This is a genomic window from Leclercia sp. W6, assembly GCF_003336345.1.
Classification (GTDB): Bacteria; Pseudomonadota; Gammaproteobacteria; order Enterobacterales; family Enterobacteriaceae; genus Enterobacter.
Genome location: NZ_CP031104.1, coordinates 2,226,256 through 2,243,314 on the forward strand (window position 1 = coordinate 2,226,256; position 17,059 = coordinate 2,243,314).

Genomic DNA, 17,059 nt, shown 5'->3' on the forward strand with positions numbered 1-17,059 from the left:
TCGATTTTATCTCTCGCAAAAAAGCGTGATACTTATCACATCGACGGAACAACGTCCCCTTAACAGAATAACCTGCGAGATACTGACCATGAAAACCATCAAATATGCTGTTGCTGCTGTTGCCCTGACCACTCTCTCTTTCGGTGCTTTCGCTGCGGAATCTGTAACCGCTGCCCAGGCAAACAGCATGAATAAAATCGGTGTGGTCAGTGCAGAAGGCGCGACCACTCTGGATGGTCTGGAAGCACGCCTGGCGGCGAAAGCTGAAGCGGCTGGCGCGACCGGTTACACCATTACCTCCGCTAACACCAACAACAAGCTGAGCGGTACTGCGGTTATCTACAAATAACCTGACCCTTATCTCTGCTCTGCTCGCCAGTTCGCTGGCGAGATGTTCCAACCCTCATTGACCCTGTTGTTATTTTTTGGCCCGTCCATCGCTGGACGGGCTTTTTTTTAGTTAAAAACTCTGGTTAACCCACGCCAGACCGGCCTCCACCGTCTCTACCTGGCCGCTCGCCAGCAGGCAACAGGCCATCTGTAGCTTCAGGGAGTACGGCACCGCTTCGCGCCCGGCGAGGCAGCCCTCAATCCAGCGCGCCGTGGTTTCGGCATCTTTTGCCTGCGGCAGTACAACGTCGCTGTTCTCTTCGCCGCGCTCCAGCACCACCCGGGTGCCCGCCGCATCAATCAGCGTTAGCTGCGGACAGCGCTGCGGGTTGGCATAGACTTCGCCTTCCGTCCCGTGCATCAGGAGCCCTCTGCCGCCGATATCGGCAAAAAATGTCGCTACGCGGGTGACATATTCCGGGTGCGACACGCTGGAAAGGCGCAGCGCGGCATCTTCCGCAAAGGGCGTCGCCAGCTTGGCAAGGGTATGGGCGCTGTTACGTACCCCCATGCGCCAGCGCATCGCCAGCTGTTTTTCCAGCGGCGGACAGAGAGTGCTCACCGGGATATAGACCGGATGATGGCCGTCGAGCTTCGCCTGCGCCTGGCCGCCGTGACGGGTCGACTCAATGCCCAGCAGGGTGAAAATGGTTTCCGTCAGCACACGGGTCGGATCTTCACTCACGCCGTGCACCACCACCGGGAAACCCAGCTTATGCAGCAGGATCGCCAGCAGCGGAGTCAGGTTGGCCTGCTTGCGTGCGCCGTTGTAGCTCGGGATCACAATCGGCATCGGCTTCGCCACCGGCGGCGTCAGGCGCAGAGTTTGTGCCTGCATCGCCTCATAGAAGCCGCGCATTTCGCCTTCGCCTTCACCCTTAATGCGCAGGGCAATCAAAATGCCGCCCATCTCCAGGTCCGGCACCTCGCCGTTCAGCATCGCGGTATAGAGCGCCCGGGCGGTCTCCTGATCCAGGTCGCGGGCGTGGTTTTTCCCCCGCCCGACCTCTTTGATAATTTTGCGATAATCCACGTTGTTTCCCCTTGTGACATCTTGTTAACACTATAGCGTTGATAAGGGGCCATCGGACAGACATTTCTCTTATTGCTGCCGGGCGGCACTAATACCATCCCCTTGTAATTACAGTAAAAATAAAAAATCAAGCATTAATGAAATCACTATTGACCGGGTCAATAGTTATCTGCCAACGATTAATTTCGTAAATTACCCCCGATAAAAAGTCGCCCCGCTTTTTTCCAAAAATTAATCACAACGGATGTTATAAACACCGGAATTCACTCAGGAATTATTATGCGTAAAATTGTCTCCGGCACCTTTATTGCCACTGCATTATGTTGTTCTGTCTCTGCCTGGGCTGCAACCAGCGGCGAGGGGCAAATTAATTTTACGGGTGAGATCATCGACTCCGCCTGCCAGGTGGTCAATGGTGTCAGCAGCCCGCTGGATGTTTCCCTCGGCAAAGTGTCGCAAACGGCCTTTACCGGTTCCGGCTCCACCACTGCGACAACCCGTTTTGATATTCAGCTGAAAGACTGCCCGGAAACCATCACCAGCGCGGCCATCACCTTTGGTGGCTCCGCTGACGGCACCAACGCCAACGTGCTGGCCGTCACCCCAGGTACTGGTGCGGCAACCGGCGTGGGTATTCAGCTGCTGGATAAAACCGAAAATCCGCTGAGCCTCTATACCGCCTCGACCAGCTATGCGCTGCAGTCTGGCACCACCACCAACGATCTGGTATTCGGCGCACGCTATATCCAGACTGGCAGCACCATCACCGCCGGTTCCGCTAATGCGGTCTCCACCTTTACCGTCATGTACAACTAATCCTGCGGCGCCTGGCCTCTGCGGCCAGGCGTTGTCAGCTTTATTCAGAGTCCCACCATGCGTAAATCTATTTTCATCGCCTCCCTGTTAGTTATGACCACGGCCGCTCACGCCGGCGTGATTATCGAAGGGACCCGTTTAATTTATCAGGGAGATAAAAAAGAAGCGTCGTTAGGGATTTCCAACCCGGATAACCTCGACTACCTGGTGCAGTCCTGGGTAGAGAACGCCGATGCCGGGCAGGATAAAGCGCCGTTCCTCATCACCCCGCCACTGTTTCGCCTTGATGGCAAACAGGACAACGTCCTGCGCGTGGTGCGCACCGGGGGCAATCTGCCAGACGACCGCGAATCGCTCTACTGGCTGAATATCAAATCCATTCCCTCCACCTCCCGCAACGAGAGCAGCAACACGCTGCAAATCGCCATTAAGACGCGGATCAAACTGATCTACCGTCCGAGCGGAGTGAGCGGCAAGCCGGATGAGGTGGCGGATAAATTACGCTGGCACAAACAGGGTAATAACCTGGTGGTGAGCAACCCAACACCGTTTTACATGAATTTCCAGGCCATCACCGTGGGTGGCAAAAAAGTCAGCAACGTCACCTGGGTGGCCCCGGACAGCGACGCGCACTTTGCCGTGCCCGGCGGCATCACCGGAAACACCGTTTCCTGGAAAATCATCAACGACTATGGCGCGGTGAGCCACGCCTTGTCTGCGCCTCTGCAATAAGCCCGACGCTGCCATGGCCTGGGAGTACTCCACCAAAGCCCCCCGTAATCCCCTGCGCGCTCTGCTGGTTGCCCTGGGCTGCGCGGTGCTGAGCGTGGGGGTGCAGCAGGTGCTGGCCGAGGATTACTTCAACCCGGCGCTGCTGGATATCGACACCCCCGGCCAGGGCAAAACCGACCTCTCGCTGTATGAGAAGGGCCCGGGCATCGCGCCGGGGAACTATCAGGTGGATGTCTATGTGAATAATAATAAAGTCGCCAACAGAAAAATTGCCTTTGGCCTGCAACAGCCGGCCAACGGCCCGGCCACCCTGCAACCCTGCCTCTCGCCAGACACCCTCAAGAGCCTGGGTATCCAGAGCGATAAATTCAGCGTCACCAAGGATGACGGCTGTGTCGATCTCTCTGGGTTACCTGCCGCCAGCGCCACTTTCCGCCCCGGCCAGCAGCAGCTGCTGCTGAGCATCCCCCAGGCGGCTATCACACCGGTGCCTCACGGTTACGTGGCGCCGGAAGAGATGGACAACGGCATTAACGCTTTCCTGCTGAACTACAGCTACTCCGCCGGGGATAGCCACGGCCGGGGTGAAGATGGCAGCCACGAGCGCAATGAATACCTGAACCTGCGGCCGGGACTGAACCTCGGCGCCTGGCGTCTGCGCAACTACTCCACCTGGAGCCGGACCCGGGACAATCGCACCACGCAGCACGACTTCTCCCCGGTCTACAGCTATGCCCAGCGCAATATCCTGTCGCTGGGCAGCGTCGTCACCCTTGGAGAAAGCTCCACTCCTTCTGACGTGTTTGATAGCCTGTCGTTCACCGGGGCGCAGATCGCCTCCGATGATGACATGCTGCCGGATAGCCTGAAGGGCTTTGCCCCGCGCATTCGCGGCGTGGCGCACAGCAACGCCCAGGTGGTGGTGCGCCAGAACGGCTACGTGATCTATCAGAACTACGTCGCGCCTGGCGCGTTCGAAATTAACGATCTCTACCCTACCGGCGGCAGCGGCGATCTGAACGTTACCGTCAAAGAGACCGACGGCAGCGAGCAGCACTTCGTGGTGCCTTACGCCTCGGTGCCGGTTTTGCAGCGTGAAGGCCGGTTCAAGTACAGCCTGACCGGCGGGCGCTACCGCAGCTATGACCACAGCGTGGAGAAGACGCCGTTTCTGCAGGGCACCGGGATCTACGGCCTGCCGTACGATATCACCGCTTACGGCGGCATCCAGACCAGTGAATATTACGATGCCCTGGCGCTTGGCACCGGGAAAAACATTGGTAACTGGGGAGCGTTTTCTGTGGATATGACCGCGGCAAAATCGCAGATGGCGGGACAAAAAACCTCCCGTGGCCGCGCCTGGCGGGTGCGCTACAGCAAAGACTTCGCTAACACCGGCACCCACTTTACGGTGGCCGGGTATCGCTACAACAGCGCCGGGTTTGAGACCATGGCGGATGTGTTTGACTCCCACACCCACGACGACGACTGGAGCCCGGCGGATCGCCGCCGTAACCGCCAGGAGGCCACTGTCGATCAATCCCTGGGCGGCTCCCTGGGCTCGTTGACGTTAAGCCTGGTCAAAGAGAATTACTGGCACAGCGATCAGAGCATGACCTCGCTGAGCATCGGCTATAACGGCAGCTGGCACGGCATCAGCTACGGTATCAACTATGGCCTGAGCAAAAACGTCCAGGATGAAGATGACAATGACGATGACCAGCGGGAAAACGAGCAGACCTTCGGCTTTAACGTCTCCGTTCCGCTGGATCACTGGCTGAGCAATACCTGGGTCAATTACACCTTTAACAACAGCAAGCATGACACCAGCCAGAGCGTCGGACTGAACGGCACTGCGCTGGCGGGCAATAACCTCAGCTGGGGGGTGCAGCAGGGCCACAGCCACGATTCCGGCTACAGCACCAACCTGAACAGCGATTACAAAGCCACCTACGGCGAGATGACGGCAGGCTATTCCCAGGATGACCAGCAGCGCCAGCTCAACCTCGGCGTGCAGGGGAGCATGATTGTTCACGCCCACGGCGTGACCCTCGGCCAGCCGATGGGGGATACGGTGGCGTTGGTGGAGGCGCCGGGAGCCAGCGGCACCAGAATCGAAAACCAGACCGGGGTGAAAACCGACTATCGCGGCTATGCCATCGTGCCTTACGTCACGCCGTACCATCACAACACCGTGGCGCTGGATACCGAGAGTCTGCCTGCGGGGGCCGACGTCGGCCAGGCAGCCAAAGTTATTACCCCAACTCGTGGGGCGGTTGTGCGTACCCACTTTAATACCCGCGTCGGCAGCCGGGTGCTGCTGACCCTCACCCGCGCCGATGGACGTCCGGTGCCCTTTGGTGCCACGGCGGCGCCGGCCCATGAGAGCGGCGAATTTATCGTTGGTGATGGCGGTCAGGTCTACCTGACCGGGATGCACGCCCGGGGCAGTGTCAACGTCAGCTGGGGCAAAGGCCCAGGCGCGCACTGCTCCGCCCACTATCAACTGCCGTCTCGATCCGCTGACCCGGTGATTAGCGTCACCGCGCAGTGCACCTGACAGCATCGAGGAAAAGATGAAACCCTTCCGTTACGGCTGTGTACTGGCCCTGTTTGCCACCCTGTTTCTGTTTATGCCGCAGGCCAAAGCGGCCTGCTCTACCGCAGATCTGCCCTGGACGGCCACGCCGGGTACGCTGACGGTGCCCGCTACGCTCGGGGTGGGCAATGCCATCCCTGGCTCCGCCCGTACGCATACGGTAAAAGGCCACTGTGACGCCGCCGACAGCGGTAAGCCAATCACCGCCTGCCATCTGGGCGAAGGCGATGAAATACGGGGGATGGCGGGGGTCTATCGCAGCGGTATCGAGGGGGTTGGCATTGAACTGCTGAACAGCGCCGGCCAGCCGGTGCAGGGCCGCACCGCCCATTGTGACAGCCGAAGTACGCCCCTGGGGTACGTCAGCAGCGATGGCTCCGGCAGCTTCAACGTATCGCTGACGATGCAGCTGATCAAAACCGCAAGCAAAACTGGAGAGCTGGCGTCAACAACGGTGCATAACGGCATCTGGTCACTGGGCATCTATCCCGATCAACAGCTGGGTCAGTTGAACGCCGTGCGCTATGGCGGCAACCTGGCGCTGAAGGCCACCACCTGTTCAGTGGATCCGAAAAGTCTGGTCGTTACGCTGGGGGATTTTCCGTTGAGCGGCTTTACCCATCGCGGCAGTTTCAGCAGTTGGAAAGCGTTCAATCTAACGGCGATCTGTTCTGATACTGTCACCATGACGGCCCGGATCACCAGCCCAAATGGCGCGACGACGATCAGCGATGGCAATGATGTTCTGAACCTGACGCCAGGTCCCGACAGTGCCAGCGGGGTGGGCGTAAGAATGACCCTCGGCGGGGTGGTGTTACGCTACGACTACCCGATCCCCTTTGGCGACCAGACCATTCCCAACCAGCCTTTCGACCTGCCCTTCCAGGTGCAGTACTACCAGATTGGCGCTCAGGCGACCGCCGGAAGAGCCAATACCATTGCCACAATCGACATTGAATACCAGTGAGATCCCGATGAAATATGTAGCCCTGCTCGTGCTGCTGGCCAGCCTGCCCGTCTCAGCCACCGACGTGCTCCTCAGCATCAAAGGCAATATTTACGACACTGCCTGTGAAGTGGACAGCACCAGCCAGAATAAAGTGGTCGATCTCGGCCAGGCGGTGGCCAGTGATTTTAAAGCGCCGGGCGATGTCGGCGTGTGGAAGAATTTTGATATCACCCTCTCGCACTGTCCGCAAAGCCTGACTCTGGCAACCATCAACCTTGAGGGGAAGCGCGACACGCTCCACCCGTTCAAGTTCGCCAACACCGGTACGGCGAGAGGGCTGGCGCTGGAGCTGGCCGACCGCACCGACTCGATCATTCTGGCGCCGGAAGCGCGCTTCAATGCGGTAATTGACCCAATCACCCACACCGCCGATTTCCCGATGGCGGCACGCTATTACGCCTCGTACGTTCCGGTCCACGCGGGGGAGTTTTCAAGCACGGTGCTCTTTACCTTCACTTACCAGTAGGACCGCGCCCCTTAGCACGGATGCTTTTCCTGCGCCCGGCGGCAATCTTGGCCGGGCGTTTTTTTACTTCGGGAACCTCAGGTTGTTCGATGGGAAAGACCGGCAGGGCATTCAGTAACCGCTTACCGTAATTTTTGGTCAGCAGCCGCTTATCGTAGATCACCACCTCGCCCCAGCAGCTGTGGCTGCGGATCAGACGCCCGACCTGCTGGATGAGGTTGAATGAGGCCGCCGGCAGACTCTGCACCTCAAACGGGAAGCGGTTGAGGCTTTTCAGCCACTCGCCTTCGGTCAGTACCACCGGGCTGTCGATGGGCGGGAAGGCGATCTTATGGATATGCACCTGGGTCAGGTAATCGCCCTTCAGATCCAGCCCTTCGGCAAAGGACTGGAGCCCCACCAGCACGCTGCGCTCTCCGGCATCGATACGTTTACGGTGCAGCTCCACCAGCCGGTAACGGGGCTGATCCCCCTGCACCAGCAGCAACAGGCGCAGGTCGGTAACAAAGGTTAAAAAGAGGTTCATTGCCCGGGCGCTGGCGAACAGCACCAGCATGCCGGGATACTTTTTGCTTTCCAGCTGTTCGCGGAAGTAGGCCGCCATTTCGGCCAGGTGCTGTTCTTCGTTGTCGATCAGCGGCTCATAGTGCATACGCGGGATCACCAGCTTGCCCTGCTCGCAGTGGTTGAACGGCGAGTCGAGGGCCACAAAGCGATCGCCCGCCTTCTCCTTCAGACCGCTCATCTCCTGCAGGCGGGAGAAACTGTTCAGCGAGCGCAGCGTGGCGGAGGTCACCACCACATGCGGAACGCTGCGCCAGAGCAGCTTTTCCAGCTGATCGCTGACGCGAATGCCCGCGCAGTGGAAGAAGAGATGCACCTGCCCCTCCCTGACTTCCCGCGTCGCCCACTTGGTGACCGGCGCACCGGAGGCCTGGGCCATCGACGCCAGCCGCCACAGCTTGCTCTGCCCCTCGAACATGCCCAAGGCGCGGTTCATCTGCAGCAGCACCCGGTGGACACGCACCACGTCATGGGTGCCGGTTTTCTCACTGAGATCGTTTAAAAACAGCTCCGCCAGCCCGCGCAGTTTCTCGATAAGCTGCGCCAGCTCGCGGCATAGATCCATGATCTCCTCCGGCAGCTCGCCCATCTCAAAGCGGTGCTCTGCCTCCTGGCCGGGTGGCAGATAGAGATTGAGGATGTTGTTCAGGGAGGCGATATGGCTATAGATCGTTTCACAGTGCTCGCTGAGGCGCTCCGCAACCGCCAGCGGCGGGATCGTTTTCGGCCGGAACTGATCCATGCAGGTCGCCACCAGCTTGCAGAACAGATCGAGCTGCAGGCGGAACCAGGGGGCAGTTATCTCGGCGCTCATCTCCAGCGCGTCGCGGGCGACGTCCGGCAGGTGATGGCCTTCATCCAGCACCAGCAGCAGATTTTTCGGATCCGGCAGCACCGCTTCGCTCTCCATCGCCGCCATTACCAGCGCGTGGTTGGCGACCACCACTTCGGCCTCCTGAATTTCACGGCGGGCGACAAAGAACGGGCATTCGCGATAGTAGTGGCAGTTGCGGTTCAGACAGCTGGCCTTATCGGTACTGAGCCTGCGCCACAGATCGTCGCTGAGCGCCTGATCGGTGTGATCCCGTAGGCCATCCCATTTATAGCTATCGAGATCGGCCTTAAGCCGGGCGCACTGCTCCTGCTCAGCTTTATTGTTAGGGGTCAGCTCGTCATCCAGAAAGGCCAGCAGATCCTGCTGGGTGGGTTCGGTGCTGGCAAGGGCGGTTAAGTTGCGCGGGCAGACATAGCGCCCGCGACCAAAGGCGGCAGTGAAGCGCAGCTCGGGAATAATTTTGCGCAGCAGGGGCAGGTCTTTGCTGTAGATCTGATCCTGCAGGGCGACGTTGGCGGTACTGACCACCAGCGTCTTTTGTTCTTCCCGGGCGATAGCGATGCCGGGGATCAGGTAGGAGAGGGTTTTACCGACGCCGGTCGGGGCTTCAATTGCCAGATGTCGACCCTCGTCACCGGCCAGCGTTTTTGCCACATCGGCAATCATCTGCCGTTGCGGTGCGGGGGGAATGAAGTCGGGGATCTGCTGTTGTAGCGCCTTATACCAGGCGGCAATTTGCGCTTTCAGCGCGGCGGTTAAAGCCATGATGAACCTGAAATACTGTATAAACAGCCACTATTGTGGCACTTTCTTAAGCGGGCCGCAAAAGAAAAGCCCGGCTTTACGACCGGGCTTCCAGATTACTGCGCACTGGCAGGTTTGCGCGGACGGCGTCGGCGCTGGCCTTCACCTGCCGGTTTCGCGTCGCCATCGCGACGTGGCGGTTTGTTTGCCGCTTTCGGCGCGCCGCCTTCGCTACGGCGCGGCTGCTGCTGACCACGGCCACCGCCGCCCTGCCCGCGTCCACCACCCTGACCACGTCCGCCCTGACGCCCGTTCTGGATCGGCTCAGCTTTGATGGACGGATCTACCTCATAGCCCTCGAGGGCGATACGCGGGATCTCTTTTTTCAGCAGGCGTTCGATGTCGCGCAGCAGCTTGTGCTCATCCACACAGACCAGAGACAGCGCTTCGCCCGTTGCCGCCGCGCGACCGGTACGGCCGATACGGTGGACATAATCTTCCGGAACGTTCGGCAGCTCGTAGTTCACCACGTGCGGCAGCTCTTCAATATCCAGGCCGCGGGCGGCGATGTCGGTTGCCACCAGTACGCGGATATCACCAGATTTGAAATCGGCCAGCGCGCGGGTACGAGCCCCCTGGCTCTTGTTGCCGTGGATGGCCGCGCTGCGGATGCCGTCTTTGTTCAGCTGTTCCGCCAGGTGGTTCGCCCCGTGCTTGGTACGGGTGAAGACCAGCACCTGCTGCCAGTTGCCTTCGCCAATCATCTGGGAGAGCAGCTCGCGCTTGCGCTTTTTATCAACAAAGTGAACGTGCTGGGTCACCTGTTCGGAGGCGGTGTTGCGACGCGCCACTTCCACTTCCAGCGGATTGTGCAGCAGCTTTTCCGCCAGGCCTTTGATCTCGTCGGAGAAGGTGGCGGAGAAGAGCAGGTTCTGACGGCGGGCCGGCAATTTTGCCAGCACGCGACGAATATCGTGGATAAAGCCCATGTCCAGCATGCGGTCAGCTTCGTCGAGCACCAGGATCTCCACGCTGTCGAGCTTAACGGCGTTCTGGTGTTCCAGGTCGAGCAGACGGCCCGGGGTGGCGATCAGCACGTCCACGCCGCCGCGCAGTTTCATCATCTGCGGGTTGATGCTCACCCCGCCAAACACCACCAGCGAGCGGATGTTGAGATAGCGGCTGTACTCACGCACGTTCTCACCCACCTGGGCGGCCAGTTCACGGGTTGGGGTCAGGATCAGGGCGCGCACCGGGCGACGGCCTTTGGCGTGCGGTTCGCTTGAGATCAGGCGTTGCAGCAGCGGCAGGGTAAAGCCAGCGGTTTTACCGGTCCCGGTCTGGGCGCTGGCCATCAGATCGCGGCCTGCCAGTACAGCGGGAATGGCCTGCTGCTGAATAGGGGTCGGTTCGCGGTAACCCTGCTCCGCTACAGCGCGCAGAATTTCCGGGTTCAGGCCAAGGGTATCAAAAGACATAACAACTCCGAACCGCCCCGACCATTTTCAGGTGTAGTTTTCAGGGAGATATAACAAATGAAAGGACAAAAACCACGGTGTCGCGAAGCAGCGGAGTGTAGCAGCTTTTGTGATACAGCGCATAAATATCCCGTCGGGGGCTGCATTTACGCTATTAAACAAGCCGGGCACCGGCAAGAAAACTGGACACGCTCAAAAAACAGTCATAATCTTAATCAATCGATTGATTAATTTTGTGTGCCGCTATGAATCCGATCCCGACCACCACCAAAGGTGAGCAGGCTAAAAGCCAGTTAATCGCTGCCGCGCTGGCGCAGTTTGGCGAATATGGGCTGCATGCCACCACCCGCGATATCGCTGCGCAAGCCGGGCAGAATATCGCCGCCATTACCTACTATTTTGGCTCGAAAGAGGATCTCTACCTCGCCTGCGCCCAATGGATCGCCGACTTCATTGGCACCCAGTTTCGCCCCCACGTGGAGGAAGCCACTGCGCTGCTTGCCGAGCCGTCGCCGGATCGCGCCGCCATTCGTGGCCTGATCTTAACCGCCTGCAACAACATGATTCAGCTGCTGACCCATGACGATACGCTGAACCTGAGTAAGTTTATTTCACGCGAGCAACTCTCGCCCTCTGCCGCTTACCAGCTGGTCCACGATCAGGTTATCGCCCCGATGCACTCCCACCTGACCCGGCTGGTGGCGGCCTATACCGGGCGTGACCCTCTTGATACGCAGACCATTTTGCATACCCATGCCCTGCTGGGCGAAGTGCTCGCCTTTCGCCTGGGGCGTGAAACCATTCTGTTACGCACCGGCTGGACCGAATTCGATGAGGATAAAGCGCTGCAAATCAGTCAGGTCATCACCTGTCATGTCGATTTGATCCTGCAGGGCTTAACGCAAAGGAGCCTGGAGTCATGAAAAAACCTGTCGCCATTATTGTGGCTGTGGTGGTTGTGCTGGCAGCCGGTATCGGCGGCTGGCTGTGGTATCAGAGCCAGCAGGATAAAACGCTGACCCTGTACGGTAACGTCGATATCCGCACCGTGAACATGAGCTTTCGCGTCGGCGGACGGCTGGCTTCACTGAGCGTGGATGAAGGCGATGCCATTACCGCTGGTCAGACGCTGGGCACGCTGGACAAGGCCCCCTACCAGAACGCGCTGTTGCAGGCCCAGGCGGGCGTTGCCGTGGCACAGGCGCAATACGACTTAATGCAGGCGGGCTACCGTGACGAAGAGGTCGCCCAGGCCGCCGCCGCCGTTAAACAGGCGCAGGCCGCCTATGACTACGCGCAGAACTTCTTTGTCCGTCAGCAAGGGCTGTGGAAAAGCCGCACCGTGTCGGCCAACGATCTGGAGAACGCCCGCTCCTCGCGGGATCAGGCTCTGGCGACGCTGAAATCCTCCCAGGATAAGTTGCGCCAGTACCGCTCCGGCAACCGCGAGCAGGATATCGCCCAGGCAAAAGCCAGCCTCGAACAGGCCCAGGCTCAGCTGGCGCAAGCGCAGCTGGATCTGCACGACACCACTCTGGTGGCCCCGGCCAACGGCACCCTGCTGACCCGCGCCGTGGAGCCCGGCAGTATGTTGAACGCGGGCAGTACGGTGCTGACCCTCTCCCTGACGCGTCCGGTGTGGGTGCGGGCTTACGTCAATGAAGCCAGTCTCGGCGAGGCGAAACCGGGGCGCGAAGTGCTGCTCTATACCGACAGTCGCCCCGACAAGCCGTACCACGGGAAAATCGGCTTTGTCTCCCCGACCGCGGAATTTACGCCAAAAACCGTCGAAACCCCGGACCTGCGTACCGATCTGGTCTATCGCCTGCGCATTATCGTGAACGATGCCGACGATGCCCTGCGCCAGGGGATGCCGGTAACCGTCAGCTTCGACAATGGGCAAGCCCATGAGTGATGCGGTGATCCAGCTCTCCGGCCTGGTCAAACGCTTTGCCGGGATGGACAAACCCGCCGTCGCGCCGCTCGACTGCACGGTGCATAAAGGCTACGTTACCGGGCTGGTCGGCCCGGACGGCGCGGGCAAAACCACCCTGATGCGAATGCTTGCCGGCCTGCTGAAGCCCGACGAAGGCAGCGCCAGCGTGCTGGGGCTGGACCCGGTTCGCGACGATCGCGCCCTGCATGCGATGCTGGGCTATATGCCGCAGAAGTTTGGTCTGTATGAAGATCTGACGGTGATGGAGAACCTGACCTTGTATGCCGACCTGCGCAGCGTCACCGGCGAGACGCGGGAGAAAACCTTTCAGCGCCTGCTTGATTTTACGTCGCTCGGCCCCTTCACCGACCGGCTGGCGGGCAAGCTCTCCGGCGGCATGAAGCAGAAGCTGGGGCTGGCCTGTACGCTGGTGGGGCAGCCGAAGGTGCTGCTGCTGGACGAGCCCGGCGTTGGCGTCGACCCCATCTCCCGCCGCGAGCTGTGGCAGATGGTACACGAGCTGGCGGGGGACGGAATGTTAATCCTCTGGAGCACCTCCTATCTCGACGAAGCGGAGCAGTGCCGCGACGTGCTGCTGATGAACGAAGGGGAGCTGCTCTATCAGGGCGATCCCACTGCCCTGACCCAGAGCATGACCGGGCGCAGCGTGCTGCTGCACTCTCCTCATGAGAATAACCGCCGCCTGCTGCAACGGGTGCTGAAGCTGCCCCAAGTGAGCGACGGCATGATCCAGGGGAAATCGGTGCGGGTGATCCTCAAAAAAGAGGCCAGCGCCGACGATCTTCGCCAAAACGCGGATCTGCCGGATCTGGCGATTGATGAGACTGCCCCGCGGTTTGAAGATGCCTTTATCGATCTGCTCGGCGGCGCAGGCACCGCCGAATCGCCGCTGGGGGCGATCCTGCATACTGTGGAAGGCACCCCCGGCGAGACGGTGATCGAGGCCAAATCCCTGACCAAAAAATTTGGTGATTTTGCCGCTACCGACAATGTGAACTTTACGGTAAAACGCGGCGAAATTTTCGGCCTGCTGGGCCCCAACGGCGCAGGCAAATCCACCACCTTCAAAATGATGTGCGGCCTGCTGGTGCCCACCGCCGGCAAAGCGCTGGTGCTGGATATGGATCTGAAAGTCAGCTCCGGCAAAGCGCGCCAGCACCTGGGCTATATGGCGCAAAAGTTCTCGCTCTACGGCAACCTGACGGTTGAGCAAAACCTGCGCTTCTTCTCGGGCGTCTACGGCCTGCGCGGGCGGGTGCAGAATGAAAAAATCGCCCGCATGAGCGAGGCGTTTGGTTTAAGCAACATCGCCAGCCAGGCCACCGACGCGCTGCCGCTCGGGTTCAAACAGCGGCTGGCGCTGGCCTGCTCGCTGATGCACGAGCCGGACATTCTGTTTCTCGATGAACCGACCTCCGGGGTCGATCCCCTCACCCGCCGTGAGTTCTGGCTGCATATCAACAGCATGGTGGAAAAAGGGGTCACGGTGATGGTGACCACTCACTTTATGGATGAGGCGGAGTATTGCGACCGGATTGGGCTGGTCTATCGCGGCAAGCTGATTGCTCACGGCACACCCGACGATCTGAAAGCCCAGGTGGCGGACGAGCAGCAGCCCGATCCCACCATGGAACAGGCGTTTATCACGCTCATTAACGACTGGGATAAGGAGCATGGCCATGTCTGACAAAGCCCTCTCCTGGCGTCGGGTCCGCGCCCTGTGCATCAAAGAGACGCGGCAGATTGTGCGTGACCCGAGCAGCTGGCTGATTGCGGTGGTGATCCCCCTGCTGCTGCTCTTTATCTTCGGCTACGGCATAAACCTCGACTCCAGCAAGCTGCGGGTGGGGATCCTGCTGGAGCAGCACAGCGAAGAGGCGCTGGACTTCACCCATACCCTGACCGGCTCGCCCTACATCGACGCCACCATCAGTGACGATCGCCATAAGCTCACCCAGATGATGCAGGCCGGGCGCATTCGCGGGATGATTGTGATCCCGGTGGATTTTGCTGCCCGCATGGCGCGCCCGAACGACACCGCCCCGATCCAGGTGATCACCGACGGCAGCGAGCCCAATACCGCCAACTTTGTGCAGGGCTACTCAGAAGGGATCTGGCAGCTGTGGCAGATGCAGCGGGCGGACGATCGCGGCGAGACGTTTGAGCCGCTGATTGACGTCCAGACCCGCTACTGGTTTAACCCGGCAGCCATCAGCCAGCACTTTATTATTCCCGGCGCGGTGACCATTATCATGACGGTGATCGGCGCCATTCTGACCTCGCTGGTGATTGCCCGCGAGTGGGAGCGCGGCACCATGGAGGCGCTACTCTCTACCGAAGTGACGCGCACGGAACTGCTGCTGTGCAAGCTGATCCCCTACTATTTCCTCGGAATGCTGGCGATGCTGCTCTGCATGTTGGTGTCCGTATTTATTCTCGGCGTGCCCTATCGCGGCTCGCTGCTGGTGCTGTTCGCCATCACCAGCCTGTTCCTGCTCAGCACGCTGGGGATGGGGTTGCTTATCTCCACCATCACCCGCAACCAGTTTAACGCCGCCCAGGTGGCGCTGAATGCCGCGTTTTTGCCGTCGATTATGCTGTCCGGGTTTATTTTTCAGATCGACAGTATGCCGGCGGTGATCCGCGCGGTGACCTATATCATCCCGGCGCGTTATTTCGTCAGCACCCTGCAAAGCCTGTTTCTGGCGGGCAATATTCCGGTGGTGCTGATGGTGAACCTGTTGTTTTTGATTGCCTCGGCGGTAATGTTTATCGGCCTGACGTGGATGAAAACCAAACGGCGATTAGATTAGGTTTCGCCCGGTGGCGCTACGCTTACCGGGCCTACGGGTCTTGTAGGCCGGGCAAACGCAGTGCCACCCGGCGTTTTGAGGAGTGACTATGTTTCACCGTTTATGGACATTGATTCGCAAAGAGCTGCAATCCCTGCTGCGCGAGCCGCAGACCCGGGCGATATTGATTCTGCCGGTGCTGATCCAGGTGCTGCTCTTCCCCTGGGCGGCCACGCTGGAGGTGACCAACGCCACTATCGCTGTCTATAACGAAGATAACGGCAAACATTCGGTGGAGCTGACCCAGCGCTTCGCCCGCGCCAAAGCCTTTACCCACGTGCTGATCCTCAACAGCCCACAGGAGATCCAGCCCACCATCGACACGCAAAAGGCGCTGCTGCTGGTGCGCTTCCCGGCCGATTTTTCCCGTAACCTCGACACCCTGCAAACCGCCCCTATGCAGCTCATCCTCGACGGGCGTAACTCCAACAGCGCACAAATCGCCGCCAACTATCTGCAACAGGTGGTGAAGGATTACCAGCAGGAGTTGATGGCGGGCAAACCGAAACCGAACAACAGCGAGCTGGTGGTGCGCAACTGGTATAACCCGAACCTCGACTACAAATGGTTTGTGGTGCCGTCTCTGATCGCCATGATCACCACCATCGGGGTGATGATCGTCACCTCCCTGTCGGTGGCCCGGGAGCGCGAACAGGGCACCTTCGATCAGCTGGTGGTCTCCCCGCTGGCGACCTGGCAAATCTTTGTCGGTAAGGCGGTCCCGGCGCTGATTGTCGCCACCTTCCAGGCCAGCATCGTGCTGGCGATTGGCATCTGGGCCTATCACATCCCGTTTGCCGGATCGCTTCTGCTCTTTTACTTCACGATGGTGATTTACGGGCTGTCGTTGGTGGGGTTTGGTCTGCTGATCTCGGCGCTCTGCTCGACCCAGCAGCAGGCGTTTATCGGGGTGTTCGTCTTTATGATGCCCGCCATTTTGCTCTCGGGCTATGTCTCGCCGGTGGAGAACATGCCGGTCTGGCTGCAGAACTTAACCTGGGTGAATCCGATCCGGCACTTCACCGATATCACCAAGCAGATCTATCTCAAGGATGCGAGTCTGGATATTGTCTGGGGGAGTTTGTGGCCGCTACTGGTGATAGCGGCCGTGACGGGTTCAGTGGCGTACGCGATGTTCAGGCGGAATATCGCGTAGCTTTTTGTCTTTGGTTAACAGTGAAACGATCGCGGGCCCAGCAAGGATAGCCAGCCCTGCGACAGCCAGCAAAAAGTTGTTTTGCAGCACGCGGGACAACAGCCACAGCACAATCAATGCCGCGCCAAAATACCAGGTGGTGGTGAGCTCTTCGAGCACATCCGCCACTTCGCGCCAGCGCGCTTCATGATGACGCTGTAAAAAGAGCATCAACAGGACAGTCACGCCGTACAGCACGCATAATCCTAAGCCGACCCGCACCAGGGTACCGCTCATCCAGGCCATCACCAGCACGGCCACCACCAATAAATGCAACATAATCTGCCAGCAACTCAGGCCGGTTGCGACGCGTATGCGTTGTTGCCACTTCATGGCACTCTCCTGAAGGATTTTACTCTGCCTGTTCAGACTATCGCACTTTACGGAAA

The 17,059-nt window shown here is 59.5% G+C and carries 15 protein-coding genes; 11 read left to right on the forward strand and 4 right to left on the reverse strand.

All coding sequences use genetic code 11. The annotated features are described in order from the left end of the window. The first annotated feature begins 88 nt into the window (after positions 1 to 88). A complete protein-coding gene (ybiJ, locus tag DVA43_RS10920) occupies positions 89 to 349 on the forward strand; it encodes a DUF1471 family protein YbiJ (protein ID WP_103178785.1) in 261 nt (86 codons plus the stop codon). Positions 350 to 460: 111 nt separating this feature from the next. Here ybiJ and ybiB read toward each other — a convergent pair whose 3' ends face one another. Beyond that, positions 461 to 1,423, reverse strand: coding sequence for a DNA-binding protein YbiB (gene ybiB / locus DVA43_RS10925; protein ID WP_114315563.1), 963 nt, complete (start codon positions 1,421 to 1,423; stop codon positions 461 to 463). Between the two features lie 279 nt (positions 1,424 to 1,702). Here ybiB and DVA43_RS10930 point away from each other — a divergent pair, with 279 nt between their 5' ends. Genes DVA43_RS10930 through DVA43_RS10950 form a run of 5 tightly spaced genes read left to right on the forward strand, consistent with a single transcriptional unit; the run spans position 1,703 to position 7,045 of the window. After that, positions 1,703 to 2,239: a fimbrial protein gene (locus DVA43_RS10930; RefSeq protein ID WP_103823507.1), complete on the forward strand. Its 537-nt coding sequence runs from the start codon at positions 1,703 to 1,705 to the stop codon at positions 2,237 to 2,239. A 57-nt stretch (positions 2,240 to 2,296) separates the two neighbouring features. Continuing rightward, positions 2,297 to 2,971: a molecular chaperone gene (locus DVA43_RS10935; protein ID WP_114315564.1), complete on the forward strand. Its 675-nt coding sequence runs from the start codon at positions 2,297 to 2,299 to the stop codon at positions 2,969 to 2,971. 13 nt (positions 2,972 to 2,984) lie between these two features. Further along, positions 2,985 to 5,531: a fimbria/pilus outer membrane usher protein gene (locus tag DVA43_RS10940; RefSeq protein ID WP_114315565.1), complete on the forward strand. Its 2,547-nt coding sequence runs from the start codon at positions 2,985 to 2,987 to the stop codon at positions 5,529 to 5,531. Positions 5,532 to 5,547: 16 nt separating this feature from the next. Beyond that, positions 5,548 to 6,537, forward strand: coding sequence for a fimbrial protein (locus tag DVA43_RS10945; RefSeq protein ID WP_114315566.1), 990 nt, complete (start codon positions 5,548 to 5,550; stop codon positions 6,535 to 6,537). A 7-nt stretch (positions 6,538 to 6,544) separates the two neighbouring features. Next, positions 6,545 to 7,045 (forward strand): fimbrial protein, encoded by a 501-nt coding sequence (locus DVA43_RS10950; RefSeq protein ID WP_114317125.1) that lies wholly within the window; start codon positions 6,545 to 6,547, stop codon positions 7,043 to 7,045. On the opposite strand, the gene dinG is transcribed toward DVA43_RS10950, so the two are convergent. Beyond that, a complete protein-coding gene (gene dinG / locus DVA43_RS10955) occupies positions 7,032 to 9,209 on the reverse strand; it encodes an ATP-dependent DNA helicase DinG (RefSeq protein WP_114315567.1) in 2,178 nt (725 codons plus the stop codon). The two genes, DVA43_RS10950 and dinG, sit on opposite strands and share 14 nt — an antisense overlap. A gap of 95 nt (positions 9,210 to 9,304) precedes the next feature. Next, positions 9,305 to 10,666, reverse strand: coding sequence for an ATP-dependent RNA helicase RhlE (gene rhlE, locus DVA43_RS10960; protein ID WP_114315568.1), 1,362 nt, complete (start codon positions 10,664 to 10,666; stop codon positions 9,305 to 9,307). Positions 10,667 to 10,911: 245 nt separating this feature from the next. Here rhlE and cecR point away from each other — a divergent pair, with 245 nt between their 5' ends. From cecR to DVA43_RS10985, 5 genes are all read left to right on the forward strand, one after another. Beyond that, the gene (gene cecR / locus DVA43_RS10965) at positions 10,912 to 11,589 is read left to right on the forward strand and encodes a transcriptional regulator CecR (RefSeq protein ID WP_114315569.1); all 678 of its coding nucleotides are present in this window, start codon (positions 10,912 to 10,914) and stop codon (positions 11,587 to 11,589) included. Further along, on the forward strand, positions 11,586 to 12,581 hold the full coding sequence (hlyD, locus tag DVA43_RS10970; protein WP_103823515.1) for a secretion protein HlyD: 996 nt from the start codon (positions 11,586 to 11,588) through the stop codon (positions 12,579 to 12,581). The genes cecR and hlyD overlap by 4 nt, the downstream gene beginning before the upstream one ends. Continuing rightward, positions 12,574 to 14,310: an ATP-binding cassette domain-containing protein gene (locus tag DVA43_RS10975; protein ID WP_114317126.1), complete on the forward strand. Its 1,737-nt coding sequence runs from the start codon at positions 12,574 to 12,576 to the stop codon at positions 14,308 to 14,310. The genes hlyD and DVA43_RS10975 overlap by 8 nt, the downstream gene beginning before the upstream one ends. Next, on the forward strand, positions 14,303 to 15,436 hold the full coding sequence (locus DVA43_RS10980; RefSeq protein WP_114315570.1) for an ABC transporter permease: 1,134 nt from the start codon (positions 14,303 to 14,305) through the stop codon (positions 15,434 to 15,436). The genes DVA43_RS10975 and DVA43_RS10980 overlap by 8 nt, the downstream gene beginning before the upstream one ends. A gap of 88 nt (positions 15,437 to 15,524) precedes the next feature. Next, positions 15,525 to 16,631, forward strand: a complete 1,107-nt coding sequence (locus tag DVA43_RS10985; protein ID WP_114315571.1) for an ABC transporter permease — start codon at positions 15,525 to 15,527, stop codon at positions 16,629 to 16,631. Here the strand turns inward: DVA43_RS10985 and DVA43_RS10990 are convergent. Next, the gene (locus DVA43_RS10990; RefSeq protein WP_114315572.1) at positions 16,593 to 17,003 is read right to left on the reverse strand and encodes a YbhQ family protein; all 411 of its coding nucleotides are present in this window, start codon (positions 17,001 to 17,003) and stop codon (positions 16,593 to 16,595) included. The two genes, DVA43_RS10985 and DVA43_RS10990, sit on opposite strands and share 39 nt — an antisense overlap. Positions 17,004 to 17,059: the final 56 nt, after the last annotated feature.

Excerpts from the sequence above, each read along its gene's own strand:
- ybiJ (WP_103178785.1), top strand. The coding sequence starts at position 89 with ATGAAAACCATCAAATATGCTGTTGCTGCTGTTGCCCTGACCACTCTC.
- DVA43_RS10930 (WP_103823507.1), top strand. The coding sequence starts at position 1,703 with ATGCGTAAAATTGTCTCCGGCACCTTTATTGCCACTGCATTATGTTGT.
- DVA43_RS10935 (WP_114315564.1), top strand. The coding sequence starts at position 2,297 with ATGCGTAAATCTATTTTCATCGCCTCCCTGTTAGTTATGACCACGGCC.
- DVA43_RS10940 (WP_114315565.1), top strand. The coding sequence starts at position 2,985 with ATGGCCTGGGAGTACTCCACCAAAGCCCCCCGTAATCCCCTGCGCGCT.
- DVA43_RS10945 (WP_114315566.1), top strand. The coding sequence starts at position 5,548 with ATGAAACCCTTCCGTTACGGCTGTGTACTGGCCCTGTTTGCCACCCTG.
- DVA43_RS10950 (WP_114317125.1), top strand. The coding sequence starts at position 6,545 with ATGAAATATGTAGCCCTGCTCGTGCTGCTGGCCAGCCTGCCCGTCTCA.
- dinG (WP_114315567.1), bottom strand. The coding sequence starts at position 9,209 with ATGGCTTTAACCGCCGCGCTGAAAGCGCAAATTGCCGCCTGGTATAAG.
- rhlE (WP_114315568.1), bottom strand. The coding sequence starts at position 10,666 with ATGTCTTTTGATACCCTTGGCCTGAACCCGGAAATTCTGCGCGCTGTA.
- cecR (WP_114315569.1), top strand. The coding sequence starts at position 10,912 with ATGAATCCGATCCCGACCACCACCAAAGGTGAGCAGGCTAAAAGCCAG.
- hlyD (WP_103823515.1), top strand. The coding sequence starts at position 11,586 with ATGAAAAAACCTGTCGCCATTATTGTGGCTGTGGTGGTTGTGCTGGCA.
- DVA43_RS10975 (WP_114317126.1), top strand. The coding sequence starts at position 12,574 with ATGAGTGATGCGGTGATCCAGCTCTCCGGCCTGGTCAAACGCTTTGCC.
- DVA43_RS10980 (WP_114315570.1), top strand. The coding sequence starts at position 14,303 with ATGTCTGACAAAGCCCTCTCCTGGCGTCGGGTCCGCGCCCTGTGCATC.
- DVA43_RS10985 (WP_114315571.1), top strand. The coding sequence starts at position 15,525 with ATGTTTCACCGTTTATGGACATTGATTCGCAAAGAGCTGCAATCCCTG.
- DVA43_RS10990 (WP_114315572.1), bottom strand. The coding sequence starts at position 17,003 with ATGAAGTGGCAACAACGCATACGCGTCGCAACCGGCCTGAGTTGCTGG.